This is a genomic window from Paraburkholderia azotifigens, from assembly GCF_007995085.1.
Taxonomy (GTDB): domain Bacteria; phylum Pseudomonadota; class Gammaproteobacteria; order Burkholderiales; family Burkholderiaceae; genus Paraburkholderia; species Paraburkholderia azotifigens.
The window spans coordinates 1,199,111-1,216,033 of record NZ_VOQS01000001.1 but is presented as its reverse complement, the minus strand read 5'-3'; the positions used below and the strand labels follow the sequence as shown (position 1 = coordinate 1,216,033).

The 16,923-nt window shown below is 62.4% G+C and carries 13 protein-coding genes; 10 read left to right on the top strand and 3 right to left on the bottom strand.

The features are described 5' to 3' along the window. Positions 1-256 precede the first annotated feature (256 nt). The 3 genes from aceE (at position 257) to lpdA (ending at position 7,036) form a co-directional block, all read left to right on the top strand. Positions 257-2,956: a pyruvate dehydrogenase (acetyl-transferring), homodimeric type gene (gene aceE / locus FRZ40_RS05395; protein ID WP_028365834.1), complete on the top strand. Its 2,700-nt coding sequence runs from the start codon at positions 257-259 to the stop codon at positions 2,954-2,956. An 83-nt stretch (positions 2,957-3,039) separates the two neighbouring features. Further along, a complete protein-coding gene (aceF, locus tag FRZ40_RS05390; RefSeq protein ID WP_147233563.1) occupies positions 3,040-4,701 on the top strand; it encodes a dihydrolipoyllysine-residue acetyltransferase in 1,662 nt (553 codons plus the stop codon). A 265-nt stretch (positions 4,702-4,966) separates the two neighbouring features. Beyond that, positions 4,967-7,036 (top strand): dihydrolipoyl dehydrogenase, encoded by a 2,070-nt coding sequence (gene lpdA / locus FRZ40_RS05385; RefSeq protein ID WP_147233562.1) that lies wholly within the window; start codon positions 4,967-4,969, stop codon positions 7,034-7,036. Between the two features lie 347 nt (positions 7,037-7,383). Here the strand turns inward: lpdA and FRZ40_RS05380 are convergent, their stop codons facing one another. Then, positions 7,384-7,968: a phasin family protein gene (locus tag FRZ40_RS05380; protein WP_012400861.1), complete on the bottom strand. Its 585-nt coding sequence runs from the start codon at positions 7,966-7,968 to the stop codon at positions 7,384-7,386. Positions 7,969-8,739: 771 nt separating this feature from the next. Between FRZ40_RS05380 and pbpG the strand changes: the two genes are divergently transcribed. After that, complete coding sequence (gene pbpG / locus FRZ40_RS05375; RefSeq protein WP_147233561.1) at positions 8,740-9,900, top strand: D-alanyl-D-alanine endopeptidase; 1,161 nt, start codon at positions 8,740-8,742, stop codon at positions 9,898-9,900. Positions 9,901-10,011: 111 nt separating this feature from the next. Here the strand turns inward: pbpG and FRZ40_RS05370 are convergent, their stop codons facing one another. Next, positions 10,012-10,818: an IclR family transcriptional regulator gene (locus FRZ40_RS05370; protein WP_028365830.1), complete on the bottom strand. Its 807-nt coding sequence runs from the start codon at positions 10,816-10,818 to the stop codon at positions 10,012-10,014. A 189-nt stretch (positions 10,819-11,007) separates the two neighbouring features. Between FRZ40_RS05370 and FRZ40_RS05365 the strand changes: the two genes are divergently transcribed. Together FRZ40_RS05365 and FRZ40_RS05360 are read left to right on the top strand one after the other, a co-directional pair. After that, entirely contained in the window at positions 11,008-11,730 is a 723-nt protein-coding gene (locus tag FRZ40_RS05365; protein ID WP_147233560.1) for a (Fe-S)-binding protein, read from the top strand. 57 nt (positions 11,731-11,787) lie between these two features. Continuing rightward, positions 11,788-13,200, top strand: a complete 1,413-nt coding sequence (locus FRZ40_RS05360; protein ID WP_028365828.1) for a lactate utilization protein B — start codon at positions 11,788-11,790, stop codon at positions 13,198-13,200. 103 nt (positions 13,201-13,303) lie between these two features. Here the strand turns inward: FRZ40_RS05360 and FRZ40_RS05355 are convergent, their stop codons facing one another. Continuing rightward, the gene (locus FRZ40_RS05355) at positions 13,304-13,810 is read right to left on the bottom strand and encodes a hypothetical protein (protein WP_028365827.1); all 507 of its coding nucleotides are present in this window, start codon (positions 13,808-13,810) and stop codon (positions 13,304-13,306) included. Between the two features lie 279 nt (positions 13,811-14,089). Here FRZ40_RS05355 and FRZ40_RS05350 point away from each other — a divergent pair, with 279 nt between their 5' ends. The 4 genes from FRZ40_RS05350 to FRZ40_RS05335 all read left to right on the top strand — a co-directional run bounded on the left by FRZ40_RS05350 (position 14,090) and on the right by FRZ40_RS05335 (position 16,886). Next, positions 14,090-14,326, top strand: coding sequence for a hypothetical protein (locus tag FRZ40_RS05350; RefSeq protein WP_147233559.1), 237 nt, complete (start codon positions 14,090-14,092; stop codon positions 14,324-14,326). A 104-nt stretch (positions 14,327-14,430) separates the two neighbouring features. Further along, entirely contained in the window at positions 14,431-14,958 is a 528-nt protein-coding gene (locus tag FRZ40_RS05345) for a low molecular weight protein-tyrosine-phosphatase (protein WP_147233558.1), read from the top strand. A 111-nt stretch (positions 14,959-15,069) separates the two neighbouring features. Further along, positions 15,070-15,594: a Fe-S cluster assembly transcriptional regulator IscR gene (iscR, locus tag FRZ40_RS05340; RefSeq protein WP_012400853.1), complete on the top strand. Its 525-nt coding sequence runs from the start codon at positions 15,070-15,072 to the stop codon at positions 15,592-15,594. A gap of 68 nt (positions 15,595-15,662) precedes the next feature. Further along, a complete protein-coding gene (locus FRZ40_RS05335; protein ID WP_147233557.1) occupies positions 15,663-16,886 on the top strand; it encodes an IscS subfamily cysteine desulfurase in 1,224 nt (407 codons plus the stop codon). The last annotated feature ends 37 nt before the right edge of the window (positions 16,887-16,923 follow it).

Here is a 16,923-nt window from a genome sequence, read left to right as displayed (position 1 = left end):
GGGTGACGCGTAATTGCCGCAAAAAAGCGATGAAAGTCACGTAATTCGGCGCAAACTACCCGACGTACTTGCTGATGGGCAGTCAAACCAGGGTGCGTTGCAGCAATTTTCCGCATTATGAGAAACACTCTCGTAATCTGAAAATTTCCTTGCGCAGGCGTTGTGGGCCTTATTACAATCGGCCGGAAGCTGCCGCGGTCGCCGTGTTCGTCCGCGTCGCCTGTTCACAGAGCGTTCCCATATCCAGGAGACGAGCATGTCCGCTGTACCTGACGAAGTCCTGAAATACGTCGCCGACGCCAAAGACGATAGCGACCCGCAAGAAACCGCCGAATGGCTCGAAGCGCTAGATGGCGTGATTTCTGCTGTCGGACCCGACCGCGCTCACTACCTCATCGAGAAGCAGATCGAATTTGCCCGCGTGCATGGCGAGCATCTGCCTTTCTCCGCCAACACCCCGTACATCAACACGATCCCCGTCGCGAATCAGGCGAAGATTCCGGGCGACCAGGACGTCGAGCACCGCATCCGCTCGTACACGCGCTGGAACGCAATGGCCATGGTGCTGCGCGCCGGCAAGGAAACCAACGTCGGCGGCCACATCGCATCGTTCGCGTCGGCGGCCACGCTGTATGACGTCGGCTTCAACCACTTCTGGCATGCGCCGTCGAAAGATCACGGCGGCGACCTCGTGTTCGTGCAGGGCCACTCGTCGCCGGGCGTCTACTCGCGCGCGTTCCTGCTCGGCCGCCTGTCCGAGAAGCAGCTCGACAACTTCCGTCAGGAAGTGGGCGGCGAGGGCATCTCGTCGTATCCGCACCCGTGGCTGATGCCGGACTTCTGGCAGTTCCCGACGGTGTCGATGGGTCTGGGCCCGATCATGGCGATCTACCAGGCGCGCTTCATGAAGTACATGCACGCGCGCGGCATCGCTCAGACGGAAGGCCGCAAGGTGTGGGCATTCCTCGGCGACGGCGAAACGGATGAGCCGGAATCGCTCGGCGCGATCGGCATGGCCGGCCGCGAGCGTCTGGACAACCTCGTGTTCGTCATCAACTGCAACCTGCAGCGTCTGGACGGCCCGGTGCGCGGCAACGGCAAGATCATCCAGGAACTCGAAAGCGAGTTCCGCGGCGCCGGCTGGAACGTCATCAAGGTCGTCTGGGGCAGCCGCTGGGATGCGCTGTTCGCACGCGACAAGTCGGGCGCGCTGATGCGCCGGATGATGGAAGTCGTCGACGGCGAATATCAGACGTACAAGTCGGAATCGGGCGCGTTCGTCCGCGAGCACTTCTTCAACACGCCGGAACTGAAGGCGCTCGTCGCCGACTGGTCGGATGACGACGTGTGGAACCTGAACCGCGGCGGCCACGATCCGCACAAGATCTACGCGGCGTTCAAGCAGGCGACGCAGGCCAAGGGCCAGCCGACCGTGATCCTCGCGAAGACGATCAAGGGCTACGGCATGGGCGAAGCCGGCCAGGCGATGAACATCACCCACCAGCAGAAGAAGATGCAGGTGGAAGCGCTCAAGCATTTCCGCGACCAGTTCCGCCTGCCCATCTCGGACGACGAGATCGCGCACGTGCCGTATCTGAAGTTCGAAGAAGGCTCGAAGGAACTCGAGTACATGCGTGCCCGCCGCCAGGAGCTCGGCGGCTATCTGCCGGCGCGCCGCCAGAAGGCGGAATCGCTGCCCGTTCCGGCGCTCGACGCATTCGAGCCGCTGCTGAAGGGCACGGGCGAAGGCCGTGAAATTTCGACGACGATGGCGTTCGTCCGTATCCTCAACATCCTGTTGAAGGACAAGGCGATCGGCAAGCGCGTCGTGCCCATCGTGCCGGACGAGTCGCGTACCTTCGGCATGGAGGGTCTGTTCCGTCAGATCGGCATCTGGAATCAGGACGGCCAGAAGTACGTGCCGGAAGACTCCGACCAGCTGATGTTCTACCGTGAATCGGAAACCGGCCAGATCCTGCAGGAAGGCATCAACGAAGCAGGCGGCATGTCGGACTGGATCGCAGCGGCGACGTCGTACTCGACGCACGGCGAGATCATGATCCCGTTCTACATCTTCTACTCGATGTTCGGCTTCCAGCGCATCGGCGATCTGGCATGGGCGGCGGGCGACATGCGTTCGCGCGGCTTCCTGCTGGGCGGCACGGCAGGCCGTACGACGCTCAACGGCGAAGGCCTGCAGCACGAAGACGGCCACTCCCTGCTGTGGGCGGCATCGGTACCGAACTGCATCAGCTATGACCCGACGTTCGGCTTCGAACTCGCCGTCATCATGCAGGACGGTCTGCGCCGCATGGTGCAGGAGCAGGAAGACGTGTTCTATTACATCACGGTGATGAACGAGAACTACGAGCACCCGGCGATCCCGCAGGGCGAGCATGTGGCGAAGGACATCATCAAGGGCATGTACGCATTCCGCAAGGGCGCCGACAACGCCAAGGCGCCGCGCGTGCAACTGATGGGCGCGGGCACGATCTTTAATGAAGTGATCGCCGCCGCCGACCTGCTGAAGAACGACTGGGGCGTCGAAGCCGATCTGTGGAGCGTGCCGAGCTTCACGGAACTGGCGCGCGAAGGTCACGAAGTACAGCGTCAGAACCTGCTGAACCCGCTCGGCGAGAAGAAGCTCTCGCACGTCGAGACGCTGCTGAAGGACGCGAAGGGCCCCGTCATCGCATCGACCGACTACGTCCGTGCGCTGGTCGACCAGATCCGCGCGTTCGTGCCGCAACGCTTCGTCGTGCTGGGCACGGACGGCTTCGGCCGCTCCGACACGCGCGAAAAGCTGCGTCACTTCTTCGAAGTCGACCGCTACTGGACCACGGTTGCTGCGCTGAGTGCGCTGGCCGATGAGGGTACGATTGAGCGCAAGGTCGTGGCCGACGCGCTGAAGAAGTACAACCTCGATCCGTCCAAACCCAACCCGATGACCGTCTAAGGCATCGACCCGCGAGCCCCAATGTGCACCTCGCCGCCCGAAGCGGGCGGACGAGGTGCGCGCGGCCCTGGAGACAGAAAACAATGAGCCAAGCGATCGAAGTCAAGGTGCCGGACATCGGCGATTACAAGGACATCCCTGTGATCGAGGTGCTGGTGAAGGCGGGTGATACCGTCGAGAAAGAGCAGTCGCTCGTCACGCTGGAATCCGACAAGGCGACGATGGATGTGCCGAGCCCGGCGTCGGGCACGGTCAAGGAAGTGAAGGTCAAGCTTGGCGACACGGTGTCGGAAGGCACGCTGATCGTGCTGCTCGACGGCGAAGGCGGCGGCGCTGCAAAGGGCAACGGCGCGGCTGCGCCGGCTGCTGCACCGGCACCGGCACCGGCACCGGCCCCCGCACCTGCGCCTGCTGCTGCTGCGGCTCCTGCGAAGAGCGGCGGCGTGCAGGAAGTGAAGGTGCCGGATATCGGCGACTACAAGGATGTGCCCGTCATCGAAGTGGCCGTGAAGGTTGGCGACCGCGTCGAGAAGGAGCAGTCGCTCGTCACGCTCGAATCGGACAAGGCGACGATGGATGTGCCGAGCCCCGCCGCCGGTATCGTCAAGGAAGTGAAGGTCAAGGTCGGCGATAACGTGTCGGAAGGCACGCTGATCGTGCTGCTCGAAGGCGAGAGCGGCGGTGCCGCTGCGCCCGCGCCGGCTGCCGCGAAGCACGAAGAAAAGCCGTCGGACGCGCCCGCTGCGCCGTCGCCGGCTCCCGCCCAGCCGTCCGCGCTCGCGCAGGCGCCTGTGATCCCCGCAGGCGAAGGCGGCGCGCATCGCGCGAGCCACGCGTCGCCGTCGGTGCGCAAGTTCGCGCGCGAACTGGGTGTCGACGTGTCGCGCGTGCAAGGCACGGGTCCGAAGGGCCGCATTACGCAGGACGATGTCACCGCGTTCGTCAAGGGCGTGATGACGGGCCAGCGCGGCGCCCCGGCTGCCGCTGCACCGGCTGCCGCAGGCGGCGGCGAACTGGGCCTGCTGCCGTGGCCGAAGATCGACTTCACGAAGTTCGGCCCGATCGATCCGAAGCCGCTGTCGCGCATCAAGAAGATTTCCGGCGCGAACCTGCATCGCAACTGGGTCATGATCCCGCACGTCACGAACAACGACGAAGCGGACATCACCGATCTCGAAGCGCTGCGCGTGCAGCTGAACAAGGAAAACGAGAAGTCGGGCGTCAAGTTCACGATGCTCGCGTTCGTGATCAAGGCGGTCGTCGCGGCGCTGAAGAAGTTCCCGACGTTCAACGCCAGCCTGGATGGCGACAACCTGGTGTTCAAGCAGTACTACCACGTCGGTTTTGCCGCCGACACGCCGAACGGTCTCGTCGTGCCCGTGATCCGCGATGCGGACAAGAAGGGTCTCGTCGATATCGCGAAGGAAATGGCCGAGCTGTCGAAGCTCGCGCGCGAAGGCAAGCTGAAGCCGGACCAGATGCAAGGCGGCTGCTTCTCGATCTCGTCGCTGGGCGGCATCGGCGGCACGAACTTCACGCCGATCATCAACGCGCCTGAAGTGGCGATTCTCGGGCTGTCGCGCAGCGCGATGAAGCCGGTGTGGGACGGCAAGCAGTTCGTGCCGCGCCTGACGCTGCCGCTGTCGCTGTCGTACGACCATCGCGTGATCGATGGCGCCGAGGCGGCTCGCTTCAATGCGTATCTCGGTTCGATTCTTGCCGATTTCCGGCGTGTGATTCTTTGATTGTTGAGCTTTTGTCGCGCGGCGAGGTGTGAGGTTCTTGTGGTTGCTCATGCCTCGCCGTTGAACCTGCCTTGTCATCTCGCTTCACGCGTTGCCCCTGTGCGGGGCGGCACCTACTTTTCTTTGTCTTGCAAAGAAAAGTAGGCAAAAGAAAGCCGCGTCCTTGGCGGACGGCATTAAGTCTGCGGCTGGCGTCGCGGGTTTTCGAGGCGAAGGTTTTTTGCGGCTCATCGTTCAACACGGTCAATAAGAGAAGGGGACACTAATGAGTCTCGTCGAAGTGAAGGTGCCGGACATCGGCGATTTCAAGGACGTCGATGTCATCGAAGTCAATATCAAGCCGGGCGACACGATCGAGAAAGAGCAGTCGCTGCTGACGCTCGAATCGGACAAGGCGTCGATGGAAGTGCCGAGCGATACGGCCGGTACGGTCAAGGAAGTGCGCATCAAGGCAGGCGAGAAGGTCTCGCAGGGCACCGTGATCGCCGTCGTGGAAACGTCGGGCGAAGCCAAAGCCGCCAAAGAACCTGAGCAAGCTGCGCCTGCACCCGCTGCCGCCCCCGCGGCAAGCGGCGGCAGCGTGCAGGAAATCAAAGTGCCGGATATCGGCGACTATAAAGATGTGCCCGTGATCGAAGTCGCGGTGAAGGTCGGCGACCGTGTCGAGAAAGAGCAGTCGCTCGTCACGCTCGAATCCGATAAGGCGACCATGGACGTGCCGAGCCCGGCCGCCGGCGTCGTCAAGGAACTGAAGGTCAAAGTTGGCGACAACGTCTCCGAGGGCACCGTGCTGCTGCTGCTCGAAGGCGAAGGCGCGGCGGCTGCGCCTGCACCGAAGGCGGCTGCTCCGGCGCCGTCGCCTGCGCAGTCAGCCACCAAGGCACCCACGCCCGCGCCGCAAGCCGGCAGCTATTCGGGTTCCGTCGACGTCGAATGCGACATGCTCGTGCTCGGCGCCGGTCCCGGCGGTTACTCGGCGGCATTCCGCTCGGCTGACCTCGGCATGAAGACGGTGCTCGTCGAGCGTTATTCGACGCTCGGCGGCGTGTGTCTGAACGTCGGCTGCATTCCGTCGAAGGCGCTGCTGCACACGGCGCTCGTAATCGATGAAGCGGAAGCGCTCGGCTCGCACGGCATCACGTTCGGCAAGCCGCAGATCGATCTCGACAAACTGCGCGACTTCAAGTCGGGCGTCGTCAAGAAGCTGACGGGCGGTCTCGCGGGGATGGCGAAGGCGCGCAAGGTCGAAGTCGTGACGGGCGTCGGCACTTTTGTCGATCCTTATCACATGGAAGTGCAGGGCGAAAGCGGCAAGAAGGTCGTCAAGTTCAAGCAGGCGATCATCGCGGCCGGTTCGCAAGCCGTGAAGCTGCCGTTCATTCCGGAGGATCCGCGCGTCGTCGATTCGACGGGTGCGCTGGAACTGCGTCAGCTGCCCAAGCGCATGCTCGTGATCGGCGGCGGCATCATCGGCCTGGAAATGGCGACGGTGTACGCAACGCTCGGCGCGCAGATCGACGTGGTCGAAATGCTCGACGGCCTGATGTTGGGCGCGGACCGCGATCTCGTGAAGGTCTGGGAGAAGTTCAACAGCAAGCGTTTCGGCAACGTGATGCTGAAGACCAAAACGACGGGCGCGGAAGCGAAGCCGGACGGCATCTACGTGACGTTCGAAGGCGAGAAGGCGCCCGCCGAGCCGCAACGCTACGATCTCGTGCTGGTTGCCGTGGGCCGCAGCCCGAACGGCAAGAAGATCGGCGCGGACAAGGCAGGCGTGGCTGTGACGGATCGCGGCTTCATCGACGTCGACAAGCAGATGCGCACCAACGTGCCGCACATTTTCGCGATCGGCGATGTCGTCGGTCAGCCGATGCTCGCCCACAAAGCGGTGCATGAAGGCCACGTCGCGGCGGAAGCGGCGCATGGCGAGAAGGCGTACTTCGACGCGCTGCAGATTCCGTCGGTGGCTTACACCGATCCGGAAGTGGCATGGGCGGGCAAGACGGAAGACCAGTGCAAGGCCGAAGGCATCAAGTACGGCAAGGCAGTGTTCCCGTGGGCCGCATCGGGCCGCGCGATCGCGAATGGCCGCGATGAGGGCTTCACGAAGCTGATCTTCGACGAAGAGACGCATCGCGTGATCGGCGGCGGCATTGTGGGTCTGAATGCGGGCGACCTGATCAGCGAAGTGTGTCTCGCAATCGAAATGGGCGCGGACGCGACGGATATCGGCAAGACGATCCACCCGCACCCGACGCTCGGCGAATCGATCGGTATGGCCGCCGAGCTGTACGAAGGCGTCTGTACCGATCTGCCACCGCAAAAGAAGAAGTAAGCGCGAACGGCGTGGGCTCACGCCGGTTCGATCAGCGCATGTGAAAACGGCGCGTCCTTCGGAAGAAGGGCGCGCCGTTTTTTTATGCGCGTCGCTCAGGGCCAGCGATTCGACACAAAACAAGCAGGCAAAAAAATCCCGGCCTGAGCCGGGGAAACGATACGCTGTTTAACGTATCGGAGCGTCTGGCCGCCTGGTCGCCGAAGTCTCGACCCGTGCGGCGCTGTTCAGTACCGCCAGTCACTTCGACAGTGTATCTCGCGGCTGCGCATCGAGGGATGATGGGGCATCCGTCAGTGCGCAGGTGAAGCCCGATCCGTTGAATCCGTTACGTTTTCAGTGCGTTCTTAGACAGCAGCCTTCTTGGCCGATGCTGCCGTACGCGAAGCTTGTGCAGCAGCTTGCGAAGCGGCCTTCGATGCAGCCGTTGCAGCCGCGTTGAAATTGCTTTCAGCGATTTCGACAGCTTGCTTCGTTGCCTTGTGAACCGTTTCGTACGTCGTGTTCGCGGCCGTGATGGCCGACTTGATCACGGCGACAGCCGTTTCCGAACCAGCCGGTGCGTTCTTCGCGACGTTCTCGACGAGCGCCTGCACCTTCTTGTTCTGCTCTTCGTATTGAGCTTCAGCGACGCGGGCGAATTCAGCTTGCGTAGCCGATGCGATTTCGTACAGGTGACGGCCATACGACAGAACTTTTTCTGCCACCGGCTGCGTCAGGCCTGCTTGCAGCGCGAGCAGTTCTTGCGCGTCCTTCACCGACAGCGCGCGTTGTGCGTTTTCCTGGCTTTCAGCGATCGTCGACTTGACGACTTGCAGATTCAGCTCGACCAGCTTTTCGACGCCTTCGAATGCCTTCGAGGTCAGGCCGAACAGCGTTTCGAGGTTGGCCTTCTGTGCTGCGGCGAATTGCTCAGGGGTCAGCAGAGTCATGTTTACGCTCCTGGATTACCGGCTCGTCTGGCGCGAACCGAGTTGGGTTAACTGCAGAACTATTAGGGATCGCTGGATCGCAGTTCATTGTGCGTCGCAGCAATGGTTCCCATTTTAGGACGGCTCCGATAGATGTCAAGGACTTTTTTGTGCAACGCACAACGCATAAAAATTACTAATAAAACAATACGTTATGTAGCGTTTATGACATTGTGGTGAAGCGCATGCACATTAGGGTTTGCACCGATGTGGTGCGGCAAAAATCGTGGTCTCCCAAGCAGGATGAGGCAGAGAGCGCGCCGACGGCGCATTTCCGGGTGAAAAGGTAAAATTCGCGGGTAAACCGAAAACCGTAGCGGAACGTTAAATCCCCATCCCGGTCGAATGCGCGTCGTGCTGCTTCGCAGTAGTCGCTTAACAGTCGATCGGCTCGCGGCGTACTGCAGGCGTGCATCGGAGCAGCAGGGCATCGTGTTCCGGATGCTCGCGGCGGATTTGCATTCCCACCGTGCGCGACCGTACTTCCCCGATCAAGTTTGTGTCGAATATGCCGATATGCTGAACGAGTGAGAGCCTTCAGCGACATGGGCGATGGCGGTTTTGCCGGCGTGTCATTGGTATTTTCGATGGTGTACCTGCAACCTATTGCCTTTCTTCAATCGAGCCTGACAACTCGGTTTAAGGACTGTCGATAAGTGCTTAATATTGCTAATTTTTAACCGTTTTACTACACTGGCGGAAATCTCTCTCGCCGCTCCAACCAGAACACCAATGAAAACCGACATGTTTTCGTCACTGAAAGTGATGCACGGCGCGGCGCTCAGTACCGCTCTGTCGGTGGCTGCCTCGGTGGTCATCGCAGCGGCGTTTGCCGCGCCGGTGGACGCGTTCGCCGCGTCCGACACGGCCCCCGTCAAAACCGCGAAAGCCGGCAAGAAGTCTTCGAAGAAGGCGGCTGCCGAGAAGGTCTCCAGCAAGCCGTCGAAGGCCGTGAAGGCTGCCGCGAAGGACGACGAGCCCCGTACCGTTTCGAAGAAGCGCCGCGTGTCGTACACGGTGAATGGCCGCCATCACTCGGTGATGCGCCGCGTCGCGTTCGAACCGCGCCAGCCGTCCGTCGGCACGGCGTTCGGCCTGCACGAAACGCCTGACGCGCTGATGCTCCGTTCGAGCGTCGCCTACGTGGTCGACCAGAACACGTCGGAGTCGCTGTTCGACAAGAACTCACGCGCCGTCGTGCCCATCGCGTCGATTACCAAGTTGATGACGGCGATGGTCGTGGTCGACTCGAAGGCGGCCATGACCGAGCAGATCGAAGTCACGGACGAAGATCGCGACTATGAGAAGAACACGGGCTCGCGTCTGTCTGTCGGTTCGGTGCTGTCGCGTGAAGACATGCTGCACATCGCGCTGATGGCCTCGGAAAACCGCGCGGCAGCGGCGCTGTCGCGCTACTTCCCGGGCGGCCGTCCCGCTTTCATGGCCGCGATGAACGCGAAGGCGAAGGCGCTCGGCATGACCGATACGCACTTCGAAAACCCGACGGGTCTGACGAGCCAGAACGTGTCGAGCGCGCGGGACCTCGTGAAGATGGTCAACGCTGCGTATCAGTACCCGATGATCCGCAAGTTCTCGACCGATCGCAGTTACGAGGTGTATACGGGCAAGCGCTCGATCGCCTACAACAGCACGAACGCGCTGGTGCGCAATCCGTCGTGGGACATCGGTCTGCAGAAGACGGGCTTTATCAACGAAGCAGGCGAGTGTCTCGTGATGCAGGCGACGATCCACGATCGTCCGATGATCATGGTGCTGCTCGATTCGTCGGGCAAGTACTCGCGTTTCGCCGATGCGCAGCGTCTGCGTACGTGGCTCGACAACGGCGGCGAACAGCGCATCACGAGCGCGGACGCCAACGGCGCGGGAACCTGAGCGCCCGGACGTCAGGACTCAGACCAAAACAAAAAGCCCCGCATTGCGGGGCTTTTTTTGCTTGCTAGTGCTTGGTGCGGCGTAGGGCGGTGGATCGCCGCATAGTGCGCGTCAGACGGCTTGCGCCGATGCGCCCATCGGCTGCGCTTGCGGGTGATACCCGAGCGACTCGGAAATCACGAGCGCAGTCTTGCTCAACTGCCCGAGCCACGAATCCTGCAGTCGGTCGGCGGGCGCCGACAGCGACAGGCCCGCGACGAGCTTGCCCGTATCGTCATAAATGCCGGCCGCGATACAGCGCACGCCCAGTTCCAGTTCCTCGTTGTCGCGCGCGCAAGCCTGCTGGCGCACATGCGATAGCTCGCGTTCGAGTTTCGAGAGATCGGTGATGCTGTTCTGCGTGTGCCCCGAGAGGCCTGTGCGCGTTGCGTAGGCTCGCACGCGGGTCGATTCGTCGGCGGCGAGGAAGAGCTTGCCGACGGACGTCAGATGCAGCGGCGCGCGGCCGCCGATCGCGCGGACCACCTGCATGCCCGAGCGTTCGGAATAGGCACGTTCGATATAGACGATCTCGTCGCCCTGACGGACCGACAGGTTGACCGTCTGGCCCGTCAGCCGGTGCAGCTCGCGCATCGGCATCAGCGCCGCGTCGCGCACAGAGAGGCGCGCCTTGACGAGATTGCCCAGTTCCAGCAGCCGCATGCCGAGGCGATAGGTGCCGGGGTCCGAGCGATCCACCAGCCGGCAGGTCACCATATCGTTCAGGATGCGGTGGGCGGTGGACGGATGAAGGTCGGTGCGTTGCGCGAGTTCCTTCAGGCTGACCGGGTCGCTATGTGCGGCGAGGGCGTCCAGCAGCCGCATCATGCGCTCGATCACCTGGATCGATGTCTTGGGGTCCGGGTTCGTATCGCTCATAAGGCTAAACGGTTGACGCGTCAAACAGCGGAAAACCGATTGTATCTCGTATTGTGAAAAAAGCGAACGCCATTGGAATTGAACTTCCAATCTCAATATTTGGCGGATCATTGCGCATTGGGGCCGTTACGCGTTGGTATTGCGCGTCAAACAGCGGATAATCGGGGACGTTTCCCTGGAGGAGCACCCATGCGAGTCGGTTTTTTCGTCACCTGCCTGATCGATCTGATGCGCCCCGAAATCGGCTTTTCCGCGATCAAGCTGATCGAGCGCGCGGGCTTCGAGGTGTTCGTCCCGCCCGCGCAAACCTGCTGCGGACAGCCGGCCTACAACTCCGGCGACAGGCGCATCGCGCGCGATCTCGCGGAGAAAACGCTGCGCGAGTTCGAACAGTACGATTTCGTGGTCGTGCCGTCGGGGTCGTGCGGCGGGATGATCCGTGTGCATTACGGCGATCTGTTCGCCGACGATCCCGAACTGATGGGCCGCTTCGCGCGGCTGCGTCCCAAGGTCTACGAGCTGACCGATTTTCTGGCGAACGTCGCCAAGATCGAACTGACGCCGGGCGAATTCCAGGGGCCGGTGACCTATCACGACTCCTGCTCGGGGCTGCGCGAGCTGGGCGTCAAGCAGCAGCCGCGCGCGCTGCTCGCGCAGGCTGGCGTCGTCGTGACCGAGATGAAGGACTGCGAGCACTGCTGCGGCTTCGGCGGGACGTTTGCGCTCAAGTTCGGCGATATCTCGACGGCCATCGTCGACGAGAAGTGCGCGAATATTCAGGCGAGCGGCACGAACGCGGTGGTGCTGGGCGATCTCGGCTGCATGCTGAATATCGAAGGGCGCCTGCGGCGTACGGGTGACACGACCACACGCGTGCTGCACATCGCGCAGGTGCTGGCGGGCGACGCGTGATGCTTTCCCCGCCGGTCTAGCCGTAGCGGATACCTACAACCGATCCCCAAGGCCGTCATGCAAGTCCAAACGATGCAGTTCAAGGCGCGCGCGGGCCAGAAACTCGCCGATCAACGCCTCCAGCAGAACCTCACCAAGCTGTCGACGAAATTCGTCTCGGCCCGCGCGTCGGCGATGACCGCGATCGACTTCCCCGCCACGCGCGCGGCGCTGAAGGAGCGTCGCGACCGCGCGCTGCAGAATCTGGACGTGTGGCTCGAAACTTTCGAGCGCGAAGCCACGCGGCGCGGCGTCACCGTGCTGTTCGCGGAGACGACGCAGGACGCGGCGAAGCTCGTCGCCGACATCGCGCGCAAGCACGACGTGAAGAAGGTGATCAAGACGAAGTCGATGGTGTCCGAGGAAATGCGCCTGAACGAGGTGCTCGGACAGATGGGCGTGCAGTCCATCGAAACCGACCTCGGCGAATACATCCTGCAAATCAACGACAACGAGCCGCCGAGCCACATCATTGCGCCCGTCGTGCACAAGGACAAGGAAGAGATCGCCGATCTGTTCGCGAAGACGCACAACAAGCCGCGTCTGACGGAGATCCCCGAGATGACGCGCGAAGCACGCGAGATGCTGCGTCCGCATTTCATGACGGCCGACATGGGTGTGACGGGCGGCAACTTCGTGATCGCGGAGACGGGCTCGGTCGCGCTCGTGACCAACGAGGGCAACGAAGGCATGTGCACCGTGATGCCGCGCGTGCACGTCGCGGTGACGGGCATCGAGAAGGTGCTGCCGACACTGGAAGATCTCGCGACGGCGATGCGTCTGCTACCTCGATCAGCGACGGGGCAGGACGTTTCGAACTATTTCTCCGTCCTCACGGGCCCGCGCGGCGCCGACGACCAGGACGGGCCGGAGCATATGTACGTGGTACTCGTCGATGGCGGACGCACCGGGCTGATCGGCGGTGACTTTCAGGAGATGCTGCGCTGCATCCGCTGCGGCGCGTGCATGAACCATTGCCCGGTGTATCAGAAGGTCGGCGGACATACGTACGGCTGGGTGTATCCCGGGCCGATGGGGTCGGTGCTGACGCCGAGCTATGTCGGCATCGAAAAGGCGCTCGATCTGCCGCAGGCCGCGACGCTGTGCGGTGAGTGCAACAGCGTGTGTCCCGTCGGCATTCCGCTCTCCGATCTGCTGCGCAAGCTGCGCGAGCGCCAGATGGAGCGGCATCTGCGGCCGTGGCAGGAGCGCTTCGGGCTCGCTGTCTGGGGCTATCTGGCGATGCATCCGGCTGCATACGGCTTGTTCACGAAGCTCGCGGTGCGGATTCTCGAGCGTATGGGCGGCAGCGGGAAGTCGATCGCAAAGCTTCCGCTAGCCGCAGGCTGGACGAATACGCGCGAGATGCCGGCGCCCGTCGGGCGGACGTTCCGCGAACTGTACGCCGCGAGCAAGACGCACCTGGGATAGCGCGCCCACGCCGGGGCAACGCTGCAATTGAAAGAGGCTGCATCGCTCGCGCGATGCAGCCTCTTTTGCTTCCAGGGATCATCCGAACACAGGCCACGCCCCTTCAGTGCAAGGTGCCGCCTCCGTCCCAGCGTCCCGGCTGGCGCGGCGAACTTCCGCCGCCGCGGTTGCCTCCCCCTCCGCCTTGCTGCTGTCCGGCGCCTGCCTGGACAGGCGGGCGAACCCCGTGTCCGGCGCCCGAATTGCCGCCGGGCGCCATTGGAGGCGGATTGCCGGCCTGCGGCGGTTGACCGCGCGGCGGCCCGCCGTTGTTGCCGCCATGTCCGTTCCAGTTGCCGCGGTCATGGTTGTAGCCGTGGTCGTAGCCACGACCGCCCCAATAGTGGCGGTCATAGTCCGAATATCCGCCTCCGCCGAAGCCAAGGAACAGACTCGATTGAACGGGCGGCTCGGCATATCCGTAGGCGGGCGCGCCGTAGCCATCGTAATAGCCGTCGTTGTATCCATAGCCGGGCGCACCGCCAGCCGGATAGGCGACGCAGCCACTAAGCGCGGCAACCGCACACGCGGCGAGGACGGCAGGAGCGAGAGAAGGAATAAGTCGTTTCATGTGAGTGTTAAGACAAGCGAGAGGCGCGAGAGGCGCAATGTCCATAAGCCTATTTGTAGCGCCGACTGGGCCTTACCTGTGTGTGCTTTTGTAAGGATTTCTTTCGGTGGTCGAAAGTTGATCGCGGGCACCGCAGACCGAACTGACGAACGCGACTGTTCACCCCGGCGCAACGCTGTGTTCTGCTGGGGCGGGTTTTTCCGGATTGCGTCCTCGTCTACCATTTCGACTGGGCAAAGTGCGCCTATGCACTGCGGCCCGCTTTGAGAAAACGACATCATGAAAAAGAAAATATCGGTGTACTGGCCTCTGGCCATCGTCGTGCCGCTTGCGGCTATTGCTTGTCTACATCTGTATAACGGCGCGCCCGCGCAATCATCGACGTCGCCGCTGGCTGCGGAGCGCGTGTCGGCGGAACTCGCGCGCACGGTGTCGTACGGGTTCGTCGGCGGCGAGGCCGCGATGCCCGCTGAGACCATGTCTGCCGCTTCCCGCATGCCTGCCCAGCCGATGTAAGCGGTCATGGCTGGCGTGGCGCGGGCGTGATTTTGCACGTCTTTGTATAATCGCGGCAGTGTTTCACCACTTATGACATTTGCGGCTGGGCCGCTCAGCCATCGATGAAAACCGTCGCTATCTGCTTCGTGTGCCTTGGGAACATTTGCCGTTCCCCGACTGCGGAAGGCGTCATGCGGCATTTGCTTGCAGAGGCGAGGCTCGCGGATCGCGTGATTGTCGATTCAGCGGGGACGGGCGACTGGCATATCGGCGAAGCGCCGGACGAACGCGCGCAGTGCGCCGCGAAAAACCGCGGTTACGATTTGTCGATATTTCGTGGCCGTCAGATCACGGCCGCCGATTTCGAAAGCTTCGATCTGATCATCGCGATGGACGACAAGAACGTCGCCGCGCTCAGGCAGGTCTGTCCGCCCGCACAGCGCGACAAGATTCGCCTGCTGATGGAATTCGCGACAGACGCAGCTGCGTCTGACGCAGGCGGCGCAGCACAGCGCGCTTCCGGATTCGATTCACGCGAAGTCGTCGATCCGTATTTCGGCGGCGGCGAGGGCTTCGAAATCGTGCTGGACCAGTGCGAAGCCGCCTGCCGCGGCCTGATCGCGGCGCTGCGGCCCCAATTGACCCTGTAAGACGAGTTTTTCGTTAAGTAAATGACCCAAATCGGGATAGGGATACTTGACTAAATCTGTCATGTATTTATACTTGACCAAACTTGTCGAGAATTGCGGTTCCCACCACATATGAGACTCACCACGAAAGGCCGTTTCGCCGTCACGGCGATGATCGACCTGGCACTGCGCCAGGAGCAGGGCCCGGTGACGCTTGCGGGTATCAGCCAGCGCCAACACATCTCCTTGTCCTACCTCGAGCAGCTGTTTGGCAAGCTGCGCCGGCACGAGATCGTCGAATCCGTGCGCGGGCCGGGCGGCGGCTACAACCTCGCGCGCCGCGCGGAGGATGTGACGGTTGCGGACATCATCATCGCCGTCGACGAACCGCTCGATGCCACCCAGTGCGGCGGCAAGGGTTCTTGCGAAGGTACGAAGCATCACGACGGCCATTGCATGACGCATGAGTTGTGGTCGACGCTGAATCAGAAGATGGTCGAGTATCTCGACTCCGTTTCCCTGAAAGATCTGGTTGACCAGCAGCGTTCGCGCGAAGGCGCGACGGCTGTGCTGCGCGACCGTCGCACCGAAGCGCCCGCCGTCGAGCCGCGCGCGGTGCCGAAAGGGCCGAATTCCGTTTTCAACATGGCCGGCTGACAGAGCGCGCAAGAGACGCGAACGACAGAACCGAGAAGCCATAAGCACTGATGTCCCCGGAGCGATTGATGAATAACGACATTCCCCACCTGCCCATTTACATGGACTACAGCGCGACGACGCCCGTTGATCCGCGCGTGGTGGACAAGATGATTCCGTATCTGCGCGAACAGTTCGGCAATCCGGCATCGCGCAGCCATGCGTATGGCTGGGACGCGGAGCGCGCGGTCGAAGAAGCGCGCGAGAACGTCGCGGCGCTCGTCAATGCCGACCCGCGCGAAATCATCTGGACGTCGGGCGCAACGGAATCCGACAACCTGGCTATCAAGGGCGCCGCGCACTTCTACAAGAGCAAGGGCAAGCACATCATCACCGTGAAGACCGAGCACAAGGCCGTGCTCGACACGACGCGTGAACTGGAGCGCGAAGGCTACGAAGTCACGTATCTCGACGTGAAGGACGACGGTCTGATCGACCTCGACGTCTTCAAGGCCGCGCTGCGCCCGGACACGGTCCTCGTTTCCGTGATGCACGTGAACAACGAGATCGGCGTGATCCAGGACATCGAGACGATTGGTGAAATCTGCCGCGAAAAGGGCATCATTTTTCACGTCGACGCGGCGCAGGCCACGGGCAAGGTCGAAATCGACCTGCAGAAGCTCAAGGTCGATCTGATGTCGTTCTCGGCACACAAGACGTATGGCCCGAAGGGCATCGGCGCGCTGTACGTGCGCCGCAAGCCTCGCGTGCGCATCGAAGCGCAGATGCACGGCGGCGGTCACGAGCGCGGCATGCGCTCGGGCACGCTGGCCACGCACCAGATCGTCGGCATGGGCGAAGCGTTCCGTATTGCTCGCGAAGAAATGGCGACGGAAAACGAACGCATCCGGATGCTGCGCGACCGTCTGCTGCGCGGGCTGCAAGAGATCGAAGAAACGTATGTGAATGGCGACATGGAAAAGCGTGTCCCGCACAACCTGAACATCAGCTTCAACTTCGTCGAAGGCGAGTCGCTGATCATGGCGGTGAAGGACGTGGCCGTGTCGTCGGGTTCGGCCTGCACGTCGGCTTCGCTGGAGCCTTCGTATGTGCTGCGCGCGCTCGGCCGCAACGACGAACTGGCGCACAGCTCGATCCGTTTCACGGTCGGCCGCTTCACGACGGAGCAGGACGTCGATTACGTCATCAACCTGCTGAAGAGCAAGATTGCGAAGCTGCGCGATCTGTCGCCGCTGTGGGAAATGCACCAGGACGGCATCGATCTGTCGACCATCCAGTGGGCTGCGCACTGAGCGCGCCTCGACTGGTCGAACACGAACGCAGGTTGAA

Bases quoted from the DNA above. Each gene is read 5' to 3' on its own strand.
- aceE (WP_028365834.1), top strand. From the start codon at position 257: ATGTCCGCTGTACCTGACGAAGTCCTGAAATACGTCGCCGACGCCAAA.
- pbpG (WP_147233561.1), top strand. From the start codon at position 8,740: ATGAAAACCGACATGTTTTCGTCACTGAAAGTGATGCACGGCGCGGCG.
- lpdA (WP_147233562.1), top strand. From the start codon at position 4,967: ATGAGTCTCGTCGAAGTGAAGGTGCCGGACATCGGCGATTTCAAGGAC.
- FRZ40_RS05380 (WP_012400861.1), bottom strand. From the start codon at position 7,968: ATGACTCTGCTGACCCCTGAGCAATTCGCCGCAGCACAGAAGGCCAAC.
- FRZ40_RS05360 (WP_028365828.1), top strand. From the start codon at position 11,788: ATGCAAGTCCAAACGATGCAGTTCAAGGCGCGCGCGGGCCAGAAACTC.
- FRZ40_RS05350 (WP_147233559.1), top strand. From the start codon at position 14,090: ATGAAAAAGAAAATATCGGTGTACTGGCCTCTGGCCATCGTCGTGCCG.
- FRZ40_RS05335 (WP_147233557.1), top strand. From the start codon at position 15,663: ATGAATAACGACATTCCCCACCTGCCCATTTACATGGACTACAGCGCG.
- aceF (WP_147233563.1), top strand. From the start codon at position 3,040: ATGAGCCAAGCGATCGAAGTCAAGGTGCCGGACATCGGCGATTACAAG.
- FRZ40_RS05365 (WP_147233560.1), top strand. From the start codon at position 11,008: ATGCGAGTCGGTTTTTTCGTCACCTGCCTGATCGATCTGATGCGCCCC.
- FRZ40_RS05345 (WP_147233558.1), top strand. From the start codon at position 14,431: ATGAAAACCGTCGCTATCTGCTTCGTGTGCCTTGGGAACATTTGCCGT.
- FRZ40_RS05370 (WP_028365830.1), bottom strand. From the start codon at position 10,818: ATGAGCGATACGAACCCGGACCCCAAGACATCGATCCAGGTGATCGAG.
- FRZ40_RS05355 (WP_028365827.1), bottom strand. From the start codon at position 13,810: ATGAAACGACTTATTCCTTCTCTCGCTCCTGCCGTCCTCGCCGCGTGT.
- iscR (WP_012400853.1), top strand. From the start codon at position 15,070: ATGAGACTCACCACGAAAGGCCGTTTCGCCGTCACGGCGATGATCGAC.